General features: G+C 56.8%; 16 protein-coding genes. 6 read left to right on the forward strand and 10 right to left on the reverse strand.

Annotated elements, in window-relative coordinates; translation table 11 throughout:
• Positions 1 to 46 precede the first annotated feature (46 nt).
• From ftsH to ABLN94_RS11260, 6 genes are all read left to right on the forward strand, one after another.
• Complete coding sequence (gene ftsH, locus ABLN94_RS11235; protein ID WP_170492573.1) at positions 47 to 1963, forward strand: ATP-dependent zinc metalloprotease FtsH; 1917 nt, start codon at positions 47 to 49, stop codon at positions 1961 to 1963.
• Between the two features lie 105 nt (positions 1964 to 2068).
• The gene (locus ABLN94_RS11240) at positions 2069 to 2644 is read left to right on the forward strand and encodes an MOSC domain-containing protein (RefSeq protein ID WP_352992418.1); all 576 of its coding nucleotides are present in this window, start codon (positions 2069 to 2071) and stop codon (positions 2642 to 2644) included.
• 165 nt (positions 2645 to 2809) lie between these two features.
• Positions 2810 to 4486, forward strand: a complete 1677-nt coding sequence (locus ABLN94_RS11245; RefSeq protein ID WP_352992420.1) for a formate--tetrahydrofolate ligase — start codon at positions 2810 to 2812, stop codon at positions 4484 to 4486.
• Between the two features lie 57 nt (positions 4487 to 4543).
• Positions 4544 to 4849 (forward strand): chorismate mutase, encoded by a 306-nt coding sequence (locus ABLN94_RS11250; protein WP_352992422.1) that lies wholly within the window; start codon positions 4544 to 4546, stop codon positions 4847 to 4849.
• A gap of 53 nt (positions 4850 to 4902) precedes the next feature.
• Complete coding sequence (folD, locus tag ABLN94_RS11255; protein WP_352992424.1) at positions 4903 to 5793, forward strand: bifunctional methylenetetrahydrofolate dehydrogenase/methenyltetrahydrofolate cyclohydrolase FolD; 891 nt, start codon at positions 4903 to 4905, stop codon at positions 5791 to 5793.
• Between the two features lie 620 nt (positions 5794 to 6413).
• Positions 6414 to 6671, forward strand: coding sequence for a LytTR family DNA-binding domain-containing protein (locus ABLN94_RS11260; protein ID WP_352992619.1), 258 nt, complete (start codon positions 6414 to 6416; stop codon positions 6669 to 6671).
• 6 nt (positions 6672 to 6677) lie between these two features.
• On the opposite strand, the gene pdeM is transcribed toward ABLN94_RS11260, so the two are convergent.
• The 10 genes from pdeM to ABLN94_RS11310 form a co-directional block, all read right to left on the reverse strand.
• Entirely contained in the window at positions 6678 to 7340 is a 663-nt protein-coding gene (gene pdeM / locus ABLN94_RS11265) for a ligase-associated DNA damage response endonuclease PdeM (protein ID WP_352992426.1), read from the reverse strand.
• Positions 7341 to 7381: 41 nt separating this feature from the next.
• Positions 7382 to 9793 (reverse strand): ligase-associated DNA damage response DEXH box helicase, encoded by a 2412-nt coding sequence (locus ABLN94_RS11270; RefSeq protein ID WP_352992428.1) that lies wholly within the window; start codon positions 9791 to 9793, stop codon positions 7382 to 7384.
• Between the two features lie 40 nt (positions 9794 to 9833).
• Positions 9834 to 11141 (reverse strand): ATPase, encoded by a 1308-nt coding sequence (locus ABLN94_RS11275; protein ID WP_352992430.1) that lies wholly within the window; start codon positions 11139 to 11141, stop codon positions 9834 to 9836.
• A gap of 118 nt (positions 11142 to 11259) precedes the next feature.
• Positions 11260 to 11805: a prepilin peptidase gene (locus ABLN94_RS11280; RefSeq protein WP_352992432.1), complete on the reverse strand. Its 546-nt coding sequence runs from the start codon at positions 11803 to 11805 to the stop codon at positions 11260 to 11262.
• Positions 11806 to 11808: 3 nt separating this feature from the next.
• Positions 11809 to 12660, reverse strand: a complete 852-nt coding sequence (locus tag ABLN94_RS11285) for a tetratricopeptide repeat protein (protein WP_170493261.1) — start codon at positions 12658 to 12660, stop codon at positions 11809 to 11811.
• Positions 12661 to 12689: 29 nt separating this feature from the next.
• Entirely contained in the window at positions 12690 to 13214 is a 525-nt protein-coding gene (locus ABLN94_RS11290; RefSeq protein ID WP_352992434.1) for a tetratricopeptide repeat protein, read from the reverse strand.
• A gap of 76 nt (positions 13215 to 13290) precedes the next feature.
• Positions 13291 to 14265 (reverse strand): type II secretion system F family protein, encoded by a 975-nt coding sequence (locus tag ABLN94_RS11295; protein ID WP_352992436.1) that lies wholly within the window; start codon positions 14263 to 14265, stop codon positions 13291 to 13293.
• Between the two features lie 10 nt (positions 14266 to 14275).
• Entirely contained in the window at positions 14276 to 15244 is a 969-nt protein-coding gene (locus tag ABLN94_RS11300; protein WP_352992438.1) for a type II secretion system F family protein, read from the reverse strand.
• Between the two features lie 11 nt (positions 15245 to 15255).
• Positions 15256 to 16689, reverse strand: coding sequence for a CpaF family protein (locus tag ABLN94_RS11305; protein ID WP_352992440.1), 1434 nt, complete (start codon positions 16687 to 16689; stop codon positions 15256 to 15258).
• A 25-nt stretch (positions 16690 to 16714) separates the two neighbouring features.
• Positions 16715 to 17944, reverse strand: coding sequence for an AAA family ATPase (locus tag ABLN94_RS11310; protein WP_352992442.1), 1230 nt, complete (start codon positions 17942 to 17944; stop codon positions 16715 to 16717).
• Positions 17945 to 18053 lie beyond the last annotated feature (109 nt).

Below are 18053 nucleotides of genomic sequence, written 5' to 3' on the forward strand. Positions count from 1 at the left end.
CAACCCGGCAGACCCCCACCTGCCGAAATCTTTTGGGAGATTTTCCTTGGGCAACGCTCGTAACATCGCCTTCTGGGTCGTTCTGTTTCTGCTGATCCTTGCACTGTTCAATTTCTTCAGTGGTCAGGGTGGAACGCTCCAGAGCAATGAAAGAACTTATTCCGACTTCGTCAGCGCTGTTGAGGGCGGCGAGGTCAAGAGTGTGACGCTGGATGGTGAGCAGATTCGCTATTCTACTCAAAGCGGCGCAAACTATGTCACCATCAAACCCGGTGATGCCGAAGTCACCAAGCTGCTGATTGATGAGAACATCCCCGTTCAGGCGGTCAAACAGCAGCAATCCGGCTTCCAGTCGTTTATTCTGACGCTGCTACCCTTCCTGCTGCTGATCGGTGTGTGGATCTATTTCATGAATCGCATGCAGGGCGGCGGCAAAGGCGGTGCCATGGGCTTTGGCAAATCCAAGGCCAAAATGCTGACCGAAAAACATGGCCGCGTAACCTTTGATGATGTTGCGGGCATTGACGAGGCCAAGGAGGAGCTGGAAGAGATCGTCGAATTCCTACGCAACCCACAGAAATTCTCGCGCCTTGGCGGCAAGATTCCCAAGGGTGCATTGCTGGTGGGCCCTCCGGGTACCGGTAAGACGCTGCTTGCCCGTGCCATTGCGGGTGAAGCGGGTGTACCGTTCTTCACCATCTCAGGCTCGGACTTTGTTGAGATGTTCGTGGGTGTCGGTGCATCCCGTGTGCGTGATATGTTCGAACAGGCGAAGAAGAACGCGCCCTGTATCGTGTTTATCGACGAAATCGACGCCGTGGGTCGCCATCGTGGCGCAGGTTACGGCGGTGGTAACGATGAACGCGAACAGACCCTCAACCAATTGCTGGTTGAGATGGATGGATTCGAAGCCAACGAAGGCGTGATCATTCTGGCGGCCACCAACCGTAAGGATGTTCTGGATCCCGCGTTGCTGCGTCCGGGCCGGTTTGACCGTCAGGTGACTGTTGGGAACCCTGACATCAAAGGTCGTGAGAAGATTTTGGGCGTGCATGCGCGCAAGACCCCATTGGGTCCCGATGTCGATCTTCGCATCATCGCACGTGGTACTCCGGGCTTTTCGGGTGCTGATCTGGCGAACCTCGTGAACGAGGCGGCTCTGATGGCCGCACGTGTTGGCCGCCGTTTTGTCACCATGGAGGATTTCGAGAACGCCAAAGACAAAGTGATGATGGGGGCCGAGCGCCGCTCGATGGTGCTGACCCAGGATCAGAAGGAAAAAACCGCTTATCACGAAGCCGGTCACGCCGTTGTCGGCTTGGAGCTGCCTTTGTGTGACCCGGTTTACAAGGCGACCATCATCCCGCGCGGGGGTGCGTTGGGTATGGTGGTCTCACTGCCTGAGATGGACCGTCTGAACTATCACCGGGATGAGTGCGAGCAAAAGCTGGCCATGACCATGGCGGGTAAGGCTGCTGAGGTGATCAAGTACGGTGAAGACCACGTTTCGAATGGCCCGGCCGGTGACATCATGCAGGCCAGCCAGCTGGCGCGTGCCATGGTGATGCGCTGGGGTATGTCGGACAAGGTTGGCAACATCGACTACGCCGAAGCCCATGAGGGCTATCAGGGCAACACCGCCGGGTTCTCGGTCTCCGCTCATACCAAAGAGCTGATCGAGGAAGAGGTGAAGCGCCTGATCCAGCAGGGTTATGAGCGTGCTCACAAAATCCTGTCTGACAAGAACGAAGAGTGGGAACGCCTGGCGCAAGGTCTGCTGGAGTACGAGACCCTGACCGGTGACGAGATCAAGCGTGTCATGAATGGTGAGTCGCCGAACGAAGGCGATGACGAAGGTGACAAGCCTGACGAGGGCAGCGCGCCCAGCGTGACGGCAATTCCGAAGACTAAGGTCAAGAAGTCACCGCCCGATGGCGGGATGGAGCCGGAACCCTCGGCATAAATTAAAGTAGACCCGGGCATTGTCCCGGGTCTTTTTTTTGCCTTTTCATTCGGGGCTTGCTGTCTTCTATTGCGGTTAAACGAGCAGGTCTGAAAGGGACGAGAAGTGCCAGTTTTGCGTGAGACCGAATACAAGGGCAAGGTGGTCTGGTTGGGCCACGTTCCCACGGGTGAATCCATTCGGGCAAATGCTGTAGATGCGCTCGACCTTGGGTTTTCAGGGGATCGCGGTTCACGGCACGAGGGCGTAAACCGCGGTGCGTGCGTACGGGTCAAAAATCTGTATCCGCAGGGCACGGAAATCCGCAATGTCCGGCAATTGTCGGTGTTGTCCGAAGAAGAGATCACGGCGACGGCAGAAGAAATGGGGCTGGATCAGTTGGACCCGTCTTTTCTGGGCGCAAGTATCGTGCTGCGGGGCATTCCGGATTTCACCCATATCCCGCCGTCCTCGCGGCTGCAGGTTGCAGGCGGTGCCACTATCACAGTTGATATGGAAAACCGCCCCTGCGTGCTTCCCGGGCGCGAGATTGAAACCGATCTGCCCGGTTATGGCGCGGCATTCAAACCGGCCGCACAGGGGCGACGCGGGATCACAGCCTGGGTTGAACGTCCCGGAGAATTAAAGCTGGGCGATACAATGACACTGTTTGTGCCGGATCAACGGAATTGGGCACCATAGGCCGAGTCCGTTTCCAATTAGAAACACCGGATATGCTCCAACGCCGTTTCGCGGCATGAATATGTCGGAATCTATAGCCATCGACTTTGTGTACAACGGTATGGATGACCCAGCGCCGGCGCCCTGCGTCGGTTTTGCACGGTATTCAATCAAGGACCATGGCCAATGAGCTACAAATCCGACATCGAAATCGCTCGTGAAGCGAACAAGAAACCGATTCAGGAAATCGGCGCGAAGATCGGCATCGACTCCGCCGATCTGCTGCCCTACGGACACGACAAGGCGAAGGTCAGCCAGGACTTCATCAACTCGGTTCAGGACCGCGAAGATGGTAAGCTGATTCTGGTGACAGCGATCAACCCGACCCCAGCGGGTGAAGGTAAGACCACCACCACCGTGGGTCTGGGCGATGGCCTGAACCGCATCGGCAAAAACGCGATGATCTGTATCCGTGAAGCCTCGCTCGGCCCGAACTTCGGCATGAAGGGCGGCGCAGCAGGTGGCGGTTACGCGCAGGTTGTTCCCATGGAAGAGATGAACCTGCACTTCACCGGTGACTTCCACGCCATCACTTCGGCTCATTCGCTGCTGTCGGCAATGATCGACAACCACATCTACTGGGGCAACGAGTGTGACATCGACATCCGCCGTGTGGCATGGCGCCGCGTCGTCGACATGAACGACCGTGCTCTGCGCCAGATCACCGCGTCGCTGGGTGGCGTATCGAACGGCTTCCCGCGTGAAGCTGGCTTTGACATCACCGTGGCATCGGAAGTTATGGCGATCCTGTGCCTGGCAACCGACCTGAAAGACCTGGAAAAGCGTCTGGGTGACATCATCGTTGCTTACCGCCGCGACAAGTCGCCGGTCTACTGCCGCGACATCAAGGCCGAAGGCGCAATGACCGTTCTTCTGAAGGACGCGATGCAGCCGAACCTAGTACAGACGCTGGAAAACAACCCGGCCTTTGTTCACGGTGGCCCGTTCGCTAACATCGCGCACGGCTGTAACTCGGTCATCGCGACCAAAACCGCTCTGAAAGTCGCTGACTATGTCGTGACCGAAGCCGGTTTCGGTGCCGACTTGGGTGCCGAAAAGTTCATGAACATCAAATGCCGCAAGGCAGGCATCGCACCTTCGGCAGTTGTTCTGGTTGCCACCGTGCGCGCGATGAAGATGAACGGCGGCGTTGCCAAGGCTGATCTGGGTGCGGAAAACGTCGATGCGGTTCAGTCCGGGTGTGCCAACCTCGGCCGTCACATCGAGAACGTGAAATCCTTCGGTGTTCCGGTTGTCGTCGCGATCAACCACTTCGTAACCGACACTGATGACGAAGTGCAGGCCGTCAAGGACTACTGTGCTGAGCACGGTGTTGAAGCGATCCTGTCGCGTCACTGGGAGCTGGGTTCGGATGGCTCCGCGCCGCTGGCCGAGAAGGTTGTCGAAATCGTCGAAAACGGTGCCGCGAACTTTGCGCCGATCTACCCCGACGAAATGCCGCTGTTCGAGAAAATCGAAACCATCGCTAAGCGCATTTACCGCGCTGACGAAGTTCTGGCCGACAACAAGATCCGCAACCAGCTGCGCGAGTGGGAAGAAGCCGGTTACGGCAACCTGCCGGTCTGCATGGCGAAAACCCAGTACTCGTTCTCGACCGATCCGTCGCTGCGCGGCGCGCCTACCGGCCACTCGGTTCCGGTGCGTGAAGTTCGCCTGTCGGCTGGTGCTGGCTTCATCGTGGTCGTCTGCGGTGAGATCATGACCATGCCCGGTTTGCCGCGCAAACCGGCTGCTGAAACCATCTGCCTAAACGACGCAGGTGAGATCGAGGGCTTGTTCTAAGCCCCCAAATAAGACATCTCGTGGTCCGGGGATATCCCCGGGCCATAGGAGATTAAAATGCCCACTCTGATACCGCCGCAAGACTGTCTCTCGATGCAGGAATTGCGGCCTCAGATCGACAAGCTGGACCGTCAACTGGTTGAATTGTTGGTAACGCGCGCAACCTACATCGACCGCGCGTCTCAGCTGAAACCCGGCGAGGGGCTGCCCGCCCGCATCCCGGAGCGTGTCGAAGACGTGGTGCAGCGTGTACGCAAGAGCTCCGATGAGTTGGGTATGGACCCCGATCTTGCCGAAAAGCTCTGGCGTATACTGATTGATTGGTCGATTGCTCGCGAAGAACGCGTGCTCGGCCCCGACTGAAGAAACGGGCGCCTAGTGCGCCCGATCCGTTTTTTGAAAGAAGGGATCAAAGGATGGTAGCGCAGGTTATCGACGGTAAGGCTTTTGCAGCCAAGGTTCGGGCACAGGTGGCCGATCAGGTTGCGAAACTGAAAGAGGAAAACGGCATCACGCCCGGTCTGGCCGTGGTTCTGGTGGGTGAAGACCCCGCGAGCCAAGTCTATGTCCGCTCAAAGGGCAAGATGACTGTCGAAGTCGGCATGAATTCTTACGAGCACAAGCTGGACACTGAGACTTCGGAAGAGGACTTGCTCGCGCTGATCGATAAGCTGAACAACGATCCGGCCGTGCACGGTATTCTGGTGCAACTACCGCTGCCCAAGCACTTGAACGAAGATCTGGTGATCAACTCGATCGATCCGGCCAAGGATGTTGACGGTTTCCACATCTCGAACGTGGGTCTGCTGGGTACCGGTCAGAAGTCGATGGTGCCTTGCACCCCGCTGGGTTGTCTGATGATGCTGCGTGACCATCACGGCTCGCTGTCGGGCATGGATGCGGTTGTAATTGGCCGCTCGAACATCGTGGGCAAGCCGATGGCACAGCTGTTGCTGGGCGATAGCTGCACCGTGACCATCGCGCATTCGCGCACCAAGGACCTTCCGGACGTCGTGCGCCGCGCCGATATCGTGGTCGCCGCCGTAGGTCGCCCTGAAATGGTGCCAGGCGACTGGATTAAGGAAGGTGCCACTGTCATCGACGTCGGCATCAACCGGATCGAGCGTGACGGCAAGAACAAGCTGGTTGGTGACGTGGATTATGCCAGCGCTGCCGAGCGTGCAGGCGCAATCACACCTGTTCCGGGTGGTGTTGGCCCGATGACCATCGCCTGCCTGCTGGCCAACACTCTGACCGCCTGCTGCCGCGCAAATGGCCTGCCAGAGCCCGAAGGCCTGACCGCCTGATACATTTATGACATCGCCGCAGAATGGCGCCGAAGGGTGGAAACACTCTTCGGCCTTTTCTTCGTGGAGATCGTGTTTGGTCTGAAGTGTCGGCGTTTGGGCTGGGACCGCCGACCTTTTTTTGAGTGAGTGTGACAGTCGTGCCAAGCCCAATCTTGCCCGCCTTCACCTTGCGCCGACATACTGCGGGCCTTGCCCTCCCTCCATTGCGGGCATGCGCTTTTCAACCCTTCCCTGATATCCATTTAATGCATGCTTAGCGATTTGTGTTTTGGGTCGGGGTGATGGGGTTGGCCCTGTGCGAGGCATGGATCGCTCGATGCCTGGTGCAGCGGTTTTTGCCTGACACACATTTTTCCTGGCGCGACATCGCCTACGTGGCGATCATATTGGCACTGTTTGTCCCGTTCTTGTGGTTGTTGTCTTTCCTGTTGGTTACCCTTGGTGGGCAACAGGTCCCAAATGTATTTTCGGTCCTCCCTTAGGATGTTTCGGTCACCACCGGGCTGGTTCTGGTTCGAGGTCATAGTCAGGCAGAGCCGACACTAGAAAGAACGAAGCTTCTGTTTCCACGTGCGGCAAAGCGTCAGCCGGAGTCCTTTGCTGGTCCAGTCTACCGCCTGACTGTCCGGGATCATTCCGTCGAAGTGGTGACATCCGAAGGAACAATCACCATCCGATCGCGGTTTACCGACGCGATTGCCGAAATGGAGCTAGTGTCGGGTCACTGCGCGCATCGGTCTCACTGGGTGGCGGATGATGCCATCGTCGGGGTCGAGAGGAAGGGTGGCATGACTTTTCTGCGGTTGCGGAACAACGACTTGGTTCCGGTTAGCAGAAAATACAAACCCATGCTGGAACAGGACGGGATTGTCTGACGCGCACTACCTTGGCATCGGTATGATCCGCGGCTGGGGGCCTGTCAGGATCGCCAAGGCTTGATTGTCCAGCAGCGCGTTCAGTTCCTGATCGGAGCTTCGCATCCCACCAGTGTAAGTGCCATAGGCTGGCAGGATCAGCCGAGTCTGATCCACCAGAAACGCTGGTCTGGTGATCGCGCGGCCGCGCGCGTTCAGCCGCGCCTTGGGGTGGTAGTGGCCAGAGACTTCGGCCTGCGTTGGCGCTTGGGCAATATGTCGAAAAGTCAGAGGGCCAATTTTACATTCGGACAGGTGCGAACCTCCAACGTCAATTGGGCCGGGGTCGTGGTTGCCTTCGATCCAGATCCACCTGCGACCGGCTTGCAGGGCCGTGATGTCCCGTTTTTCCGTTGCGTTCATCGCCACCGAGGCATCCAGATCGTCGAAACTGTCGCCCAGGCAAATCACGGTGCCGGGATTCGTACTGGCGATATCGGCAGCCAATCGGGTCAGGGTCTCCTGACTGTCATAAGGAGGCAGGGTTGGACCGCCTCGGCGCGCGATGCGTTCAGACTTGCCCAGATGCAGGTCGGAAACGCAAAGAAGGCGCTGATCCGGCCACCACAAGGCTCCTGACCCTAATGCACGGAGGCTCTGACCCGCAAATGAAAACGTCACTTCGTTCATGGTCCGTTCTTTGCGCGTTTCTATCGGTGACGCAAGCGGTATCAGCTTGGCTTCAGTCCTGCGGCCTGCAACAACCGCTCACTTTCCTCGGCCAGAAGGCGTTCCTCGGCTGCACCTTTGACCGGAACTTTGCCAACCTCAAGAAAGAGGGGCGCTGCGAGGGGCGAGACGCGCTCTAGCCGCAGCAGATCAATCCTGTTTCCGATGCGGAATACCATCTCCTCGATCCGGCCAAAGTCCACAAGCCCGCGCATCGCTTCTTCGCGGGTGATCTGCATCAGCAGGTGGTCGGGGTCGTATTTCAGCAGCGTGTCATAAAGAATGTCCGAAGAGAACGTTGCCTGCCGCCCGCTTTTGCGTTGCCCGCCGGTGTTGCGCTCGATCAGCCCGGCGATGGTGGCCGAGGCGCGAAAAGTTCGTTTCATCACGGCGTTACCGGCCAGCCAGGTCTCAAGCCCGTCGCGGAGGGCGTCCAGTTGGAACAGCGGGCGCGGGTCAGTCACCGCATCCAGCCCCCAAATCAGCGTTGCATAATCGGTAGCCACGAAACCCAGCGGGGCCAGCCCGGTTTCCTCCATCCGTTTGGTAAGCAATAGGCCTAACGTTTGCTGTGCGTTGCGCCCGGCAAAACCGTAGACGCATAGATGCTCGCGCCCATCATTGGGAAAGCTCTCAATCAGAAGACGGTCGCGTTGGGGTAGGCGGGACATGTCGCGCTGAAGGGCTAGCCAGTCGGCGGTATGCGCGGGTAGTTGAGGCCAGTCGGGTTGGGAGAACATGCGCAGTATACGGTCACTCAACTGAGTCGACGTGGCGAATTTTGTACCGGAGAACACTGCGACCTTCGGCTTTCGATCCGCGCGGCGACTGACCTCGACCACCATCTCGCGCAGCCCCTCATAGCGCACGATCTGCCCGCCGATCAGAAAGGTGTCACCTTGGGTCAGCGAGGCGGCAAAAGCCTCTTCGACCTCGCCCAGCGGTTTGCCTCCGCGATTGCGTTTCAGGCGGACTTTCAGCGTGTCAGTGTCCTGTATGGTGCCAAGGTTCATGCGAATGCGCTGCGCTGCGCGTGGATCTCGCAACTGCCACAGACCGTCCGGGCGTTGTTGCAGCCGCTGCCAGCGGTCATAGGCGCGCAGGGCGTAGCCTCCGGTCGCACAGAACTCCAGACAGGCGTCAAATTCTGTTCGGGTCAGGCCGGCATAGGGGCCGGCGGCTGTCATTTCTGCAAACAACGTCGCCGCATCGAATGGGCCCGCCGCTGCCGCGATCAGGATGTGCTGACACAGCACATCGCGAGGGCCGGAACCGCGTGGCTCTCCGTCCAGATCATGCGCTCTGGCAGCCTCGAGGGCGGCAACGCATTCCACCACCTCAAATCGGTTTGCAGGCACCAGAAGGGCCTTAGAGGGCGCGTTGTAGCGGTGGTTGGCACGTCCGATCCGTTGCACCAGCCGTTTGACGTTTTTGGGCGCGCCGATCTGGATGACAAGATCAACATCGCCCCAGTCGATGCCCAAATCCAAACTGCCGGTGCAGACGATGGCACGCAGGTCGCCACGCACCATGGCAGCCTCGACCCTTTCGCGTTGCTGTCTGTCCAGACTGCCGTGGTGGATGCCGATTGGCAGGCCGTCCTCGTTGGCGAGCCAAAGGTTGTGAAAGAAAATCTCGGCCTGTGCGCGGGTGTTGTGGAATATTAGCGTGGTGTTATGCTTTTTAATCTGCTCCAGAACCGCTGGGATCGCATAAGCTGCACCACCGCCGGACCAAGGGGGCATTTCATGTGTCTTCAGCATCCGGATATCGGGATCGGGACCCGGATCAGCTTGCACGATCTGACAGGGGTCGGGGTGCCGTGCCAAAAATCGCGCAATGGCCTGTGGGTCTTCAACCGTGGCCGACAAGCCAACTCGGCGCAGATCGGGGCACAGGGATTGTAGCCTCGCTAAGGCCAGCATCAATTGATCGCCGCGCTTGCTTTCAGAGAGGGCGTGTATTTCGTCGACGATCACGCGTTGAACACCCGCAAACATCCGTGGCGCGTCCTCATATGAGGTCAACAAGGCCAGACTTTCGGGCGTTGTCAGCAGAATATGAGGCGGGTCCACGCGCTGACGCTTTTTCTGCGTGGCCGATGTGTCGCCGGTGCGGTCCTCGATCCGGATGGAGAGGCCGATCTCATCAGCGGGGCCACGTAGATTGCGGCGGATGTCAGCAGCCAGCGCCTTAAGGGGCGAAACGTAGATGGTGTGCAGCCCGGCGTGTGCGCTGTTGGAAAGCTCGGCCAAGGTCGGCAGAAACCCTGCCATGGTCTTTCCGCCCCCGGTGGGCGCGATCAACAATGTTGCCGGGTCCGATGCCCGGTCGAACATGTCCTGCTGATGTGGGTGGATGGACCAGCCCTTGGCGGTAAACCAATCGGTGATCCGGGCGGGAATCTGCGTCATGCGCGCAGATTACCCGGCCCGTCAGGAAATTGGCACGGCGTTATTTGACGATTGTCTCGTCTTTAACGAACATGTTTGACCACGCGCGGTCGATCAGGTCGGGGCTCATCTGATAGGGGATGCCCTCGAACTCGCAGATCGAGATCATCTGGTCGATCAGGAAGATTGGCTGATAGTTCGCGTAGATGTTGTTGATGGTCGGGTATTTTACCTTCAGCAGATGGACCAGAGCGGCTTCGTCCAAAGGCATGCCGCGTTTGCGGGCCACCATTGCGAAGATTTTCAGGAAGTTCTCTTGGTTCGGGCCATCGATCTTGATCTTGAAGAAGATCCGGCGCAGGGCCGCTTGGTCAAAGATTTCATTCGGGTGGAAGTTGGTTGAGAAGATCACCAGCGTGTCGAAGGGTACTTCGAACTTCTCCCCCGATTGCAGGCCAAGGATATCTTTATTTTCTTCCAGCGGAACAATCCAGCGGTTGATCAGGGCCTGCGGCGGTTCTTGCTGACGGCCAAGGTCGTCCACGATGAAGATGCCGCCGGTCGATTTTAACTGCAACGGCGCCTGGTAGGTCCGCGCAGTGGGGTTATAGACCAGATCCAGCATGCTCAGCGACAGTTCACCACCGGTGACAACAGTCGGACGTTCGCATTGAACATAGCGCGTGTCGAAACGTTTACGGCGGCGCAGGCTGTTGGGATCGTCGGGTTCCTGTTCGATCGCGGTATGTACGATCGGGTCATAGACCGTGATCACCTGACCGGCATATTCGATGGCATAGGGCACATAGACGTTATCGCCCAACGCATCCCTGATCCCATTCGAGATCGAGGACTTACCATTACCCGGGGGGCCATACATCAAAACCGAGCGACCGGCGCTGACTGCGGGGCCCAGCTGATCCAGCAGGCTGTCGGGCAGAACCAGATGACCCATCGCGCCAGTCAGCTGATCGCGGGTGACTTGAATGTTGCGGATCGACTGGCGTTTGACCTGTTCGCGGTAGACATCCAGTGGAACAGGCATCGCGCCGAAATATTCTGACTGGCTCAACGCATCCAGGGCGCGCGCTTTGCCGGCGTCTGTGAGCTGATAGCCCATCTCGTTACCGCTGTTGGCATTCAGTGTACCGGTGGCCTCCACCAGCTTCTGTTCGCGGGCCATGTCGATCAATTCCTGAGTAACGGAACCAGGCAGACATATCGCCCGGGCGATCTCAGAAACAGTATCCACGTTTTTGCGGAAAATCGTTTTTAGCATGATGTCGCGCATCATGACGATGGGCAGTTTCATTTCTCCCAAACCCTTTGGGGCAGGGGGAGCCATTACTGAGGTCGTCTGCATATTCATGAGCTTTGCCCGTCCATCCAGTAGTCACGCAAAAAAGCCCCCAACAGGGCCACTTACCAAAAATTTGGCGGGGCTTTGTGGCGGTTCCAAGGCAGTGAAAAGGCAGGTTAATGATAGTTTACGAGCCGTAAACAGTACCTAAGATCAAGTAGATCGACAGGGTTCCACCCAGCGGGAAACCCATCGGGAAGTGCTTTGTTCTGTTCCAGCTTTCCCAGTCTGGGGCGATTTTGCGTAATACTGTTCTTTTGGCCAGTCGGTGCGTGATGTAAGCCGCAAGGGTGGTGGTCGCGAGAATGACCATGATCAGCCGCCAATCACCAGCCCAGACAAATGGAGCTGCGGCTGCCAGGAACTTTGCATCCCCGGCTCCCATGACACCGACTGCGTTAAGCAGAATGCCGAAGATCAGAATGACCACGATATGAAACAAGTGCCAAACATACGGTGGCAGGGATAGCGAAAGTGGCCCTATTGCAGCTGCCGTCCAGGCCGTTGACCAAGGGGGCAGAACAAACAGGCCGACAATGACGAAAACAAGGGCAAGCGTAACGACAGCGTGATTCTTGATCAGCATGTCGCGCAAGTCCGTGAATGCCACGTAAAAGCAGATTGGCAGGACAAATGGCAGAAACCACAGCGCAGCGTGCGCGGGAATGTCCATTAATTACGCACCTTCTAGGGCGCGGAGGGAGCGGACGGCCTCATCATAGTGCTGCGGGTGAGTGGCGATGGCCTCGCGGAACAAATTTTTTGCGGTGGTTACATCACCCTGTTTGACCGCAGAAATCCCCATTGTGTTTAAAAGCGTAGCGCGTTCAATTTGCGTCATGGGAACAACTGGCATGCTGTAATTCCCCTGAGCCGCCCGAGCCAGAACTAGGTTGTTTTTTGCGGTAAAGAGGGACTTGTCCTGACGGATCGCCTCGGTGAAGAGGCGTTCGGCTTCGGCATATTGGCCACGGGTCAGCTTGGAATAACCCCAATTGTTCATGACACCACCCGGACGCGTTGTCAGGCCAACTGCGGTTTCATAGAAATGGTCCGCGCGTTTCCAATCTTGTTTGGAATCGGCAACTACAGCTTCAAGTCGATAGCGTTTGAACGTCTCATAGGTTGGCGGAATGGTATCCAGAACAGATTTGGCTTGTCCCCAATTTCCGGCACGTACGAGGGCATCGGCATATTCGACCTTGTCGATATTCAAGGTCCCCTTCATGGTCGTCACTTTCTTCCAGGCCGTGACGGCTTCGGTCGTTCGCTTTGCTCGGGTTAGAGATATCGCCAGCCCCCGCTGCAGGTCGATCCGACCCGGATTTTTGGCGGCCGCGCCCTGAAAGTAGGTGACCGCTTCATTCGGGTCTGCGGCGGTTAGCAGGACCTCGTTCAGGTTGGTCTCGTCTATGACGTTGACTTCCTGGTATGTGCGCTCGACTTTTTCTTCTTCGGTCTCTTTTTCGCAGGCAGACAATACCAGTCCGCACATAACGATTGGCGCAATCAAGAAATGTTGGCGCATTTTTGCGTCCCTTACTGCTCTTGCCTGTGTTACGGGAGCTTGCGCAGCTTGAATTGACCGTCGCCTTGCTGCTCCAGTGTAAATTCTTGTTCTTCTGCCGTAGTATTAACAGGATTTTCCATTTTTGCGAGTGCTAAGCGAAGATTGTCCCGAATTGCGTCACTTTCGCCATTGTCCAGCGCATAAGCGCGTTTGAAGACTTGAGAGGCTTCGGGGTATTCGCCCTTTTCCATCAACACGACCCCCAGATTGTTCCAGGCAACGGGCCAGTCGGAACCGTCTTTGACGGCACGACGCAGCAGGGTTTCCGCTTGTCCCAGACGCCTAAGCCCCAAATTTGCTGTCCCCATGGATGTTAGAATCTGTGTAGTCATTCCCTGATCCAACGCGGCACGAGTGAAGGAATCCAGCGCCAGTTCATACTCGCCTGCAACCATCAACCGATTTCCAACCGTGATTTCGTCTGCGCCCACGCCCGCGGGGTCTATTCCAGGAGCATCGAGGTCGTTGTTCAGCCCCGTTTCCGTACAAGAGGCCACCATGGCGATAACCATGGCAGCCTTTGCAATTTGGCGCATCCCGAAGGCGGCGCGTCTGTACCCTGATATCATTTAGTTTTCGGTTGCCAGCCTATTGTCCAAGTTCTGAGATTCCTTTTGCCGAAGGTCCGACTAGGATGACCAACAATGGCGGAACCGTCAGGATCATTGTGGCAAGTGTCATCTTGGTTGGCAACTTGTTCGCGGCTTCTTCGGCGCGCATAACGCGTTTGTCACGCATTTCGCTCGCGTAGACCCGCAGCGCCTCGGCGATCGAGGTGCCAAATGTTGCGGACTGAATCATAACTGTCACGAACGCGCTGACGTCCTGTACGCCGCAGCGCGTTCCGAAGTCGCGCAGAACCGTATCCTTTTCCTTACCGGCCTTTAACTCGTAAGCGACAATTTCGAATTCCTGTGCAATTTCGGGGTAGGAAGCGCTCATTTCTTTCGCGACGCGTACGATCGCCTGATCCAGTGACTGACCGGCCTCGACACAGACCAGCATCAGGTCGAGCGTGTCAGGGAAGCCGGACGTTATTGCCTCGTGCCGTTCTTCAACGCGTCGCGTGATCCAGTACTTGGGTAGGAAATACCCGACGACCACTGGGATTATTACGCGAATGGCTGTTTGCGAAGGTGTAAATTCCTGGCCCCCCGCAAGGACTGTCACCAGCGCAACGCCAACCAAGATTCCCACGATACCCAATGCGAACTGGGCAAAGTGAAAGAAACGCACAGCATCTTTAGAATGATAGCCAGCCTGCCGCAGTTTGAGCTGAATGGCCGACAGCTCTTCTTCGCTCTTGGGTTCAAGGAACGTGGCGAACTTCTCTAGTTGTTCGTTTCGGCTGGCGTTACGGAGCTTTTCCTTTTTCCCCTTTTTGTCAGCCTTTGGGGCAGTGGTTGACCGCTGTAGCTTTTTCAGCGGGTCCTCGGGCTGGCTTATCATCAGCGATACGGCAATTAGGATCAGAACAAGGCCCAAGACACCCAGAATGATAAGCGGACCAAGTTCACCCAGGTACTGTTTGATCAGGTCGTTGATGGCGTTCAGAAATTCCATTGAAGTAACCTCAGACCTTGATGTTGGTAAGAACGCGCATAACGATCAGGTTCAGCGTCAGCATGATGCCCACGAAGAAACAGAGCGGGATAAACAAGGCGTGATCCAGAACGTCGTCATAATATCCCGGGTCCGTTACCAGAATGAACACCAGACAAAACAGCGGGAAACCGGATAAAAACTTGCCGGACCATTGCGCTTCGGCAGTGATTGCTTTTACGCGGCGGAACAGGCGGAAACGAGCACGGATCACCTGAGCCAGACCAGCCAGAATTTCGGCGAGATTACCGCCCGATTGCTGTTGGATACCAACGGCAACGGCCAAAAAGCGAAGATCCTGCATATCCAGCCGTTCGGCCAGATCCTTTAGCGCTTCGCCCACATCACGGCCGTATGCGCATTCGTCCGCGATAACACCAAATTCCGTGCCGAGTGGGTCCTGCACCTCGTTGGCGACAATCTGAACCGAGGACACAAACGGGTTACCAACACGCAAAGAGCGAACCATAAGCTCAACTGCATCGGGAAGCTGCTCTTCCAACATACTCATGCGTTTGCTGGCTTTGCGACTTACCCAAGTGTAAACGCCGCCAACTCCAATCAAAACTGACAGGGCCACGCGCAATATTATCTCTGTTGCGGTGCCGACGCTCAGCGCCACAAAGGCAAAACAAGACACCAAAGCCATGACCAGGATCAGTTGCCGCGGCGAAAAGGCGATGGCCGCCTTTTGTGCTTTATCAGCTAGCAAAGAATAGAGCGGAATGCTCTGAGACTTCATGTGCTGCTGCATCTCTTTGCGCAGCTGTTCCAGAACCTGCTCCCGCCCGACGCCTTTGTCCAGCATATCGAGACGGCGATTCACGCGGCTGTTCAGGCTGATAGATTTGCCGAACGCCACCAGATAGATGCCTTCGACCAGAGCGAACACCGCGACGAAGATCACGACATATATGATCGCCTCAACAGGCAGTTGCATACTCAGATCTCCTACATAGTCGTTGGTTCATAGACCGAAGCGGGCAGGTCAAAGCCCCAAAGGCGGAAGCGCTCGGAAAAGTGGCTGCGCACACCGGTTGCGGTGAAGTGACCAATAATCTTGTTGTCGGGCGTTAGTCCAACACGTTGAAACTTAAATATTTCCTGCATCGAGATCACGTCACCTTCCATGCCGGTGACTTCGGTGATCGACGTCATTCGACGTGAGCCGTCCTGCAGGCGGCTGGCCTGTACGATAAGGTTCACAGCGCTAGAGATCTGGCTACGAACTGCCTTGATCGGCATCTCGATCCCGGCCATCGCGATCATGTTTTCCAGACGCGAGACTGCGTCCCGGGCCGAGTTGGCGTGAATTGTGGTCATCGAGCCGTCGTGGCCGGTGTTCATGGCCTGCAGCATGTCGATCACCTCGGCGCCTCGCGTCTCACCGACGATGATCCGGTCGGGGCGCATACGCAAAGCGTTTTTCAGACAATCACGCGGGCTGACCTCGCCTTTGCCTTCCACGTTGGGCGGACGGCTCTCCATTCGGCCTACATGGGTCTGTTGCAATTGCAGTTCCGCCGTATCCTCGATTGTCAGGATACGTTCGGCGTCGTCGATGAAACTGGACAGCGCATTCAGCGTTGTTGTTTTACCCGAACCCGTACCACCCGATACGATGATATTCAGCCGGGTCGATACGGCGGCCTGAAGGTATGCCGCCATTTCTTCCGTAAAAGCACCGAAATTAACCAGGTCGTCGATACCCAGCTTGTCTTTCTTGAACTTACGAATCGAGACCAAGGACCCATCTACCGCAATCGGCGGCACCATTGCGTTGAAACGCGAGCCGTCGGCCAGACGGGCGTCAACATAAGGGTTGGATTCATCTACACGACGGCCCACTGCGGACACGATCTTGTCGATGATCCGCATCAGGTGCTTTTCGTCCTTGAAGGTAATGTCGCTGATTTCCAGCCTGCCGTCGCGTTCCACAAAAATCTGTTGCGGGCCGTTGACCAGAATATCGTTGACTGAGTCATCCTGCAGCAGGGTCTCAAGCGGACCCAGACCAGTGACTTCATCGTAGAGTTCTTTGTTCAGCTGCGAGCGGTCTTCACGGTTCAGAACGATATTGCGGGATTCGAGAACCTCGCTGGCGATTGCGCTGATTTCCGCCCGAAGCTCTGCCTCACCGGCATTTTCAAGTGCGGCAAGGTTCAGGTTTTCCAGCAACTCGCGGTGCAACTCGATCTTGATTTCACCTAGGCGCTCTTTGCGTTTGCGTTCACGATCAGCACCGGCTGGTTCGGCTGCTTTCTTTTGCAGGGGGCGCCGGGCGACCGCGTTGGCCGTAGGCGCCTTTTCAGCGACAGGTGCGGGGTTTGCGGCCGGGGTCTGAACCGGCTGTGCTTCGGGCTGTTTCTTGTAACGTGAAAACACGGCGGCTCTCTCCCTTGAGTACTGGTTACGCGGCCTCAGCGTCGCTGCTGCCAAGGCTGTGAAGCGACTTCGCAAGTTTTGCGATTTCCCGACGCAGCGGATTCTTGGCGGCGGCACTGGCCAGCGGCTGGCCGTGGTCGCCGCTTTGCATGACCGGCTTGCCTCCGTCGGGCAGTTGCAGGTCAATAGAAATTCCCAGGCTTTCGCCCATCCGCTTGACCCGGCTTTTGCCGTTCAGATCAGTGAATTTCGGTGCCCGGTTCAGAGCAAAGCGCAATTTGTTGAACGGCAGCTCTTCTGCCTGCAAGGCACGCTTCAAGCGCAGTGCGTTCTGGGCCGAACGCATATCAAGTTCAATCATCGCAAAATAGACGTGGGCGGTCTGAAGAACGGTTTCCGACCAGTGAACCAGCGTCGAAGGCATATCAACGATGACATAGTCAAAGCGTCGTCTCGCGGTTTCGATAACTCGTTCGATGTCTTGGGGTGTGATCAGGTCCAATGGCACCATGTCGGAAGGTGCCGTCAAAACCTCGAGTTTGTCTTCGTAGTTTTGAAGCGCTTGCGAGAACACGTCATCATCCATGGACGAGGTGTCCGACAGCATTTCAAAGACAGTCTCACGCCGGGGCAGATCCAGATAGGTCGAAACCGTGCCGAATTGCAGATCCAGATCAAGCAGACACACAGACGGTGCGTCTTTGTCGGAAACGGTTGCCAATTCCCAGGCCAGATTGACCGCTAAGGTGGTCGAACCCACACCTCCAGCCAGGCCGTGCACAACAAACAGGGCGCCTTCCTTGGATTCACTTTGCGCCAGCGGTGCAGCTGCCTGCTGCACGGCAACCGGATCGGGTTGGTTCATCCGGTCAATAGCTTCTTGCAATTCACCTTCTGGCAGAGGGTAGGGGACGAATTCATCTGCGCCCTTGCGTAACAGCTGATGCAGTGAGGCCGGAGTGACATCCTCTGCAATCAGAACAATCTTAATCTTCTTTTCTTTGGCGCGAGTGATGATTTCACCCATCAGAGACAGGTTGTCTTCATCTTCGCCATCAATCGCCAACGCGACAAATTCCAGAGAATCGGCATCGGGTTGGCTGAAAAAAGCCAAAGCTTCGGCAAATCCAAGATCACCCCAGCGCTCTCCCAGAGCCGCTTCCATGTCTTCAATCAGAAGATCGAAATTCTGGACATCACGGCTGATAGTGCAAGCCAGGATGGCATTTTCGTCTTGTGGCGTAGTGCTCGTCATTAACACAATCCTTGTCGCGAGAACTGGCAAACCGGCTGAGCGCTTTGACTCGGTCTGGTTCGCTGTTGTCCCGTTGCGGCCACTTTGGGCCGTAGGTCACCTAATTGTA

This window comes from Ruegeria sp. SCP11, assembly GCF_040329455.1.
Taxonomy (GTDB): Bacteria; Pseudomonadota; Alphaproteobacteria; order Rhodobacterales; family Rhodobacteraceae; genus Ruegeria; species Ruegeria atlantica_E.

What these genes read in the sequence shown, in the direction of transcription:
- ABLN94_RS11245 (WP_352992420.1), top strand. Translation starts at nt 2,810, where the DNA reads ATGAGCTACAAATCCGACATCGAAATCGCTCGTGAAGCGAACAAGAAA.
- ABLN94_RS11250 (WP_352992422.1), top strand. Translation starts at nt 4,544, where the DNA reads ATGCCCACTCTGATACCGCCGCAAGACTGTCTCTCGATGCAGGAATTG.
- folD (WP_352992424.1), top strand. Translation starts at nt 4,903, where the DNA reads ATGGTAGCGCAGGTTATCGACGGTAAGGCTTTTGCAGCCAAGGTTCGG.
- pdeM (WP_352992426.1), bottom strand. Translation starts at nt 7,340, where the DNA reads ATGAACGAAGTGACGTTTTCATTTGCGGGTCAGAGCCTCCGTGCATTA.
- ABLN94_RS11270 (WP_352992428.1), bottom strand. Translation starts at nt 9,793, where the DNA reads ATGACGCAGATTCCCGCCCGGATCACCGATTGGTTTACCGCCAAGGGC.
- ABLN94_RS11275 (WP_352992430.1), bottom strand. Translation starts at nt 11,141, where the DNA reads ATGAATATGCAGACGACCTCAGTAATGGCTCCCCCTGCCCCAAAGGGT.
- ABLN94_RS11280 (WP_352992432.1), bottom strand. Translation starts at nt 11,805, where the DNA reads ATGGACATTCCCGCGCACGCTGCGCTGTGGTTTCTGCCATTTGTCCTG.
- ABLN94_RS11285 (WP_170493261.1), bottom strand. Translation starts at nt 12,660, where the DNA reads ATGCGCCAACATTTCTTGATTGCGCCAATCGTTATGTGCGGACTGGTA.
- ABLN94_RS11290 (WP_352992434.1), bottom strand. Translation starts at nt 13,214, where the DNA reads ATGGTTATCGCCATGGTGGCCTCTTGTACGGAAACGGGGCTGAACAAC.
- ABLN94_RS11295 (WP_352992436.1), bottom strand. Translation starts at nt 14,265, where the DNA reads ATGGAATTTCTGAACGCCATCAACGACCTGATCAAACAGTACCTGGGT.
- ABLN94_RS11300 (WP_352992438.1), bottom strand. Translation starts at nt 15,244, where the DNA reads ATGCAACTGCCTGTTGAGGCGATCATATATGTCGTGATCTTCGTCGCG.
- ABLN94_RS11310 (WP_352992442.1), bottom strand. Translation starts at nt 17,944, where the DNA reads ATGACGAGCACTACGCCACAAGACGAAAATGCCATCCTGGCTTGCACT.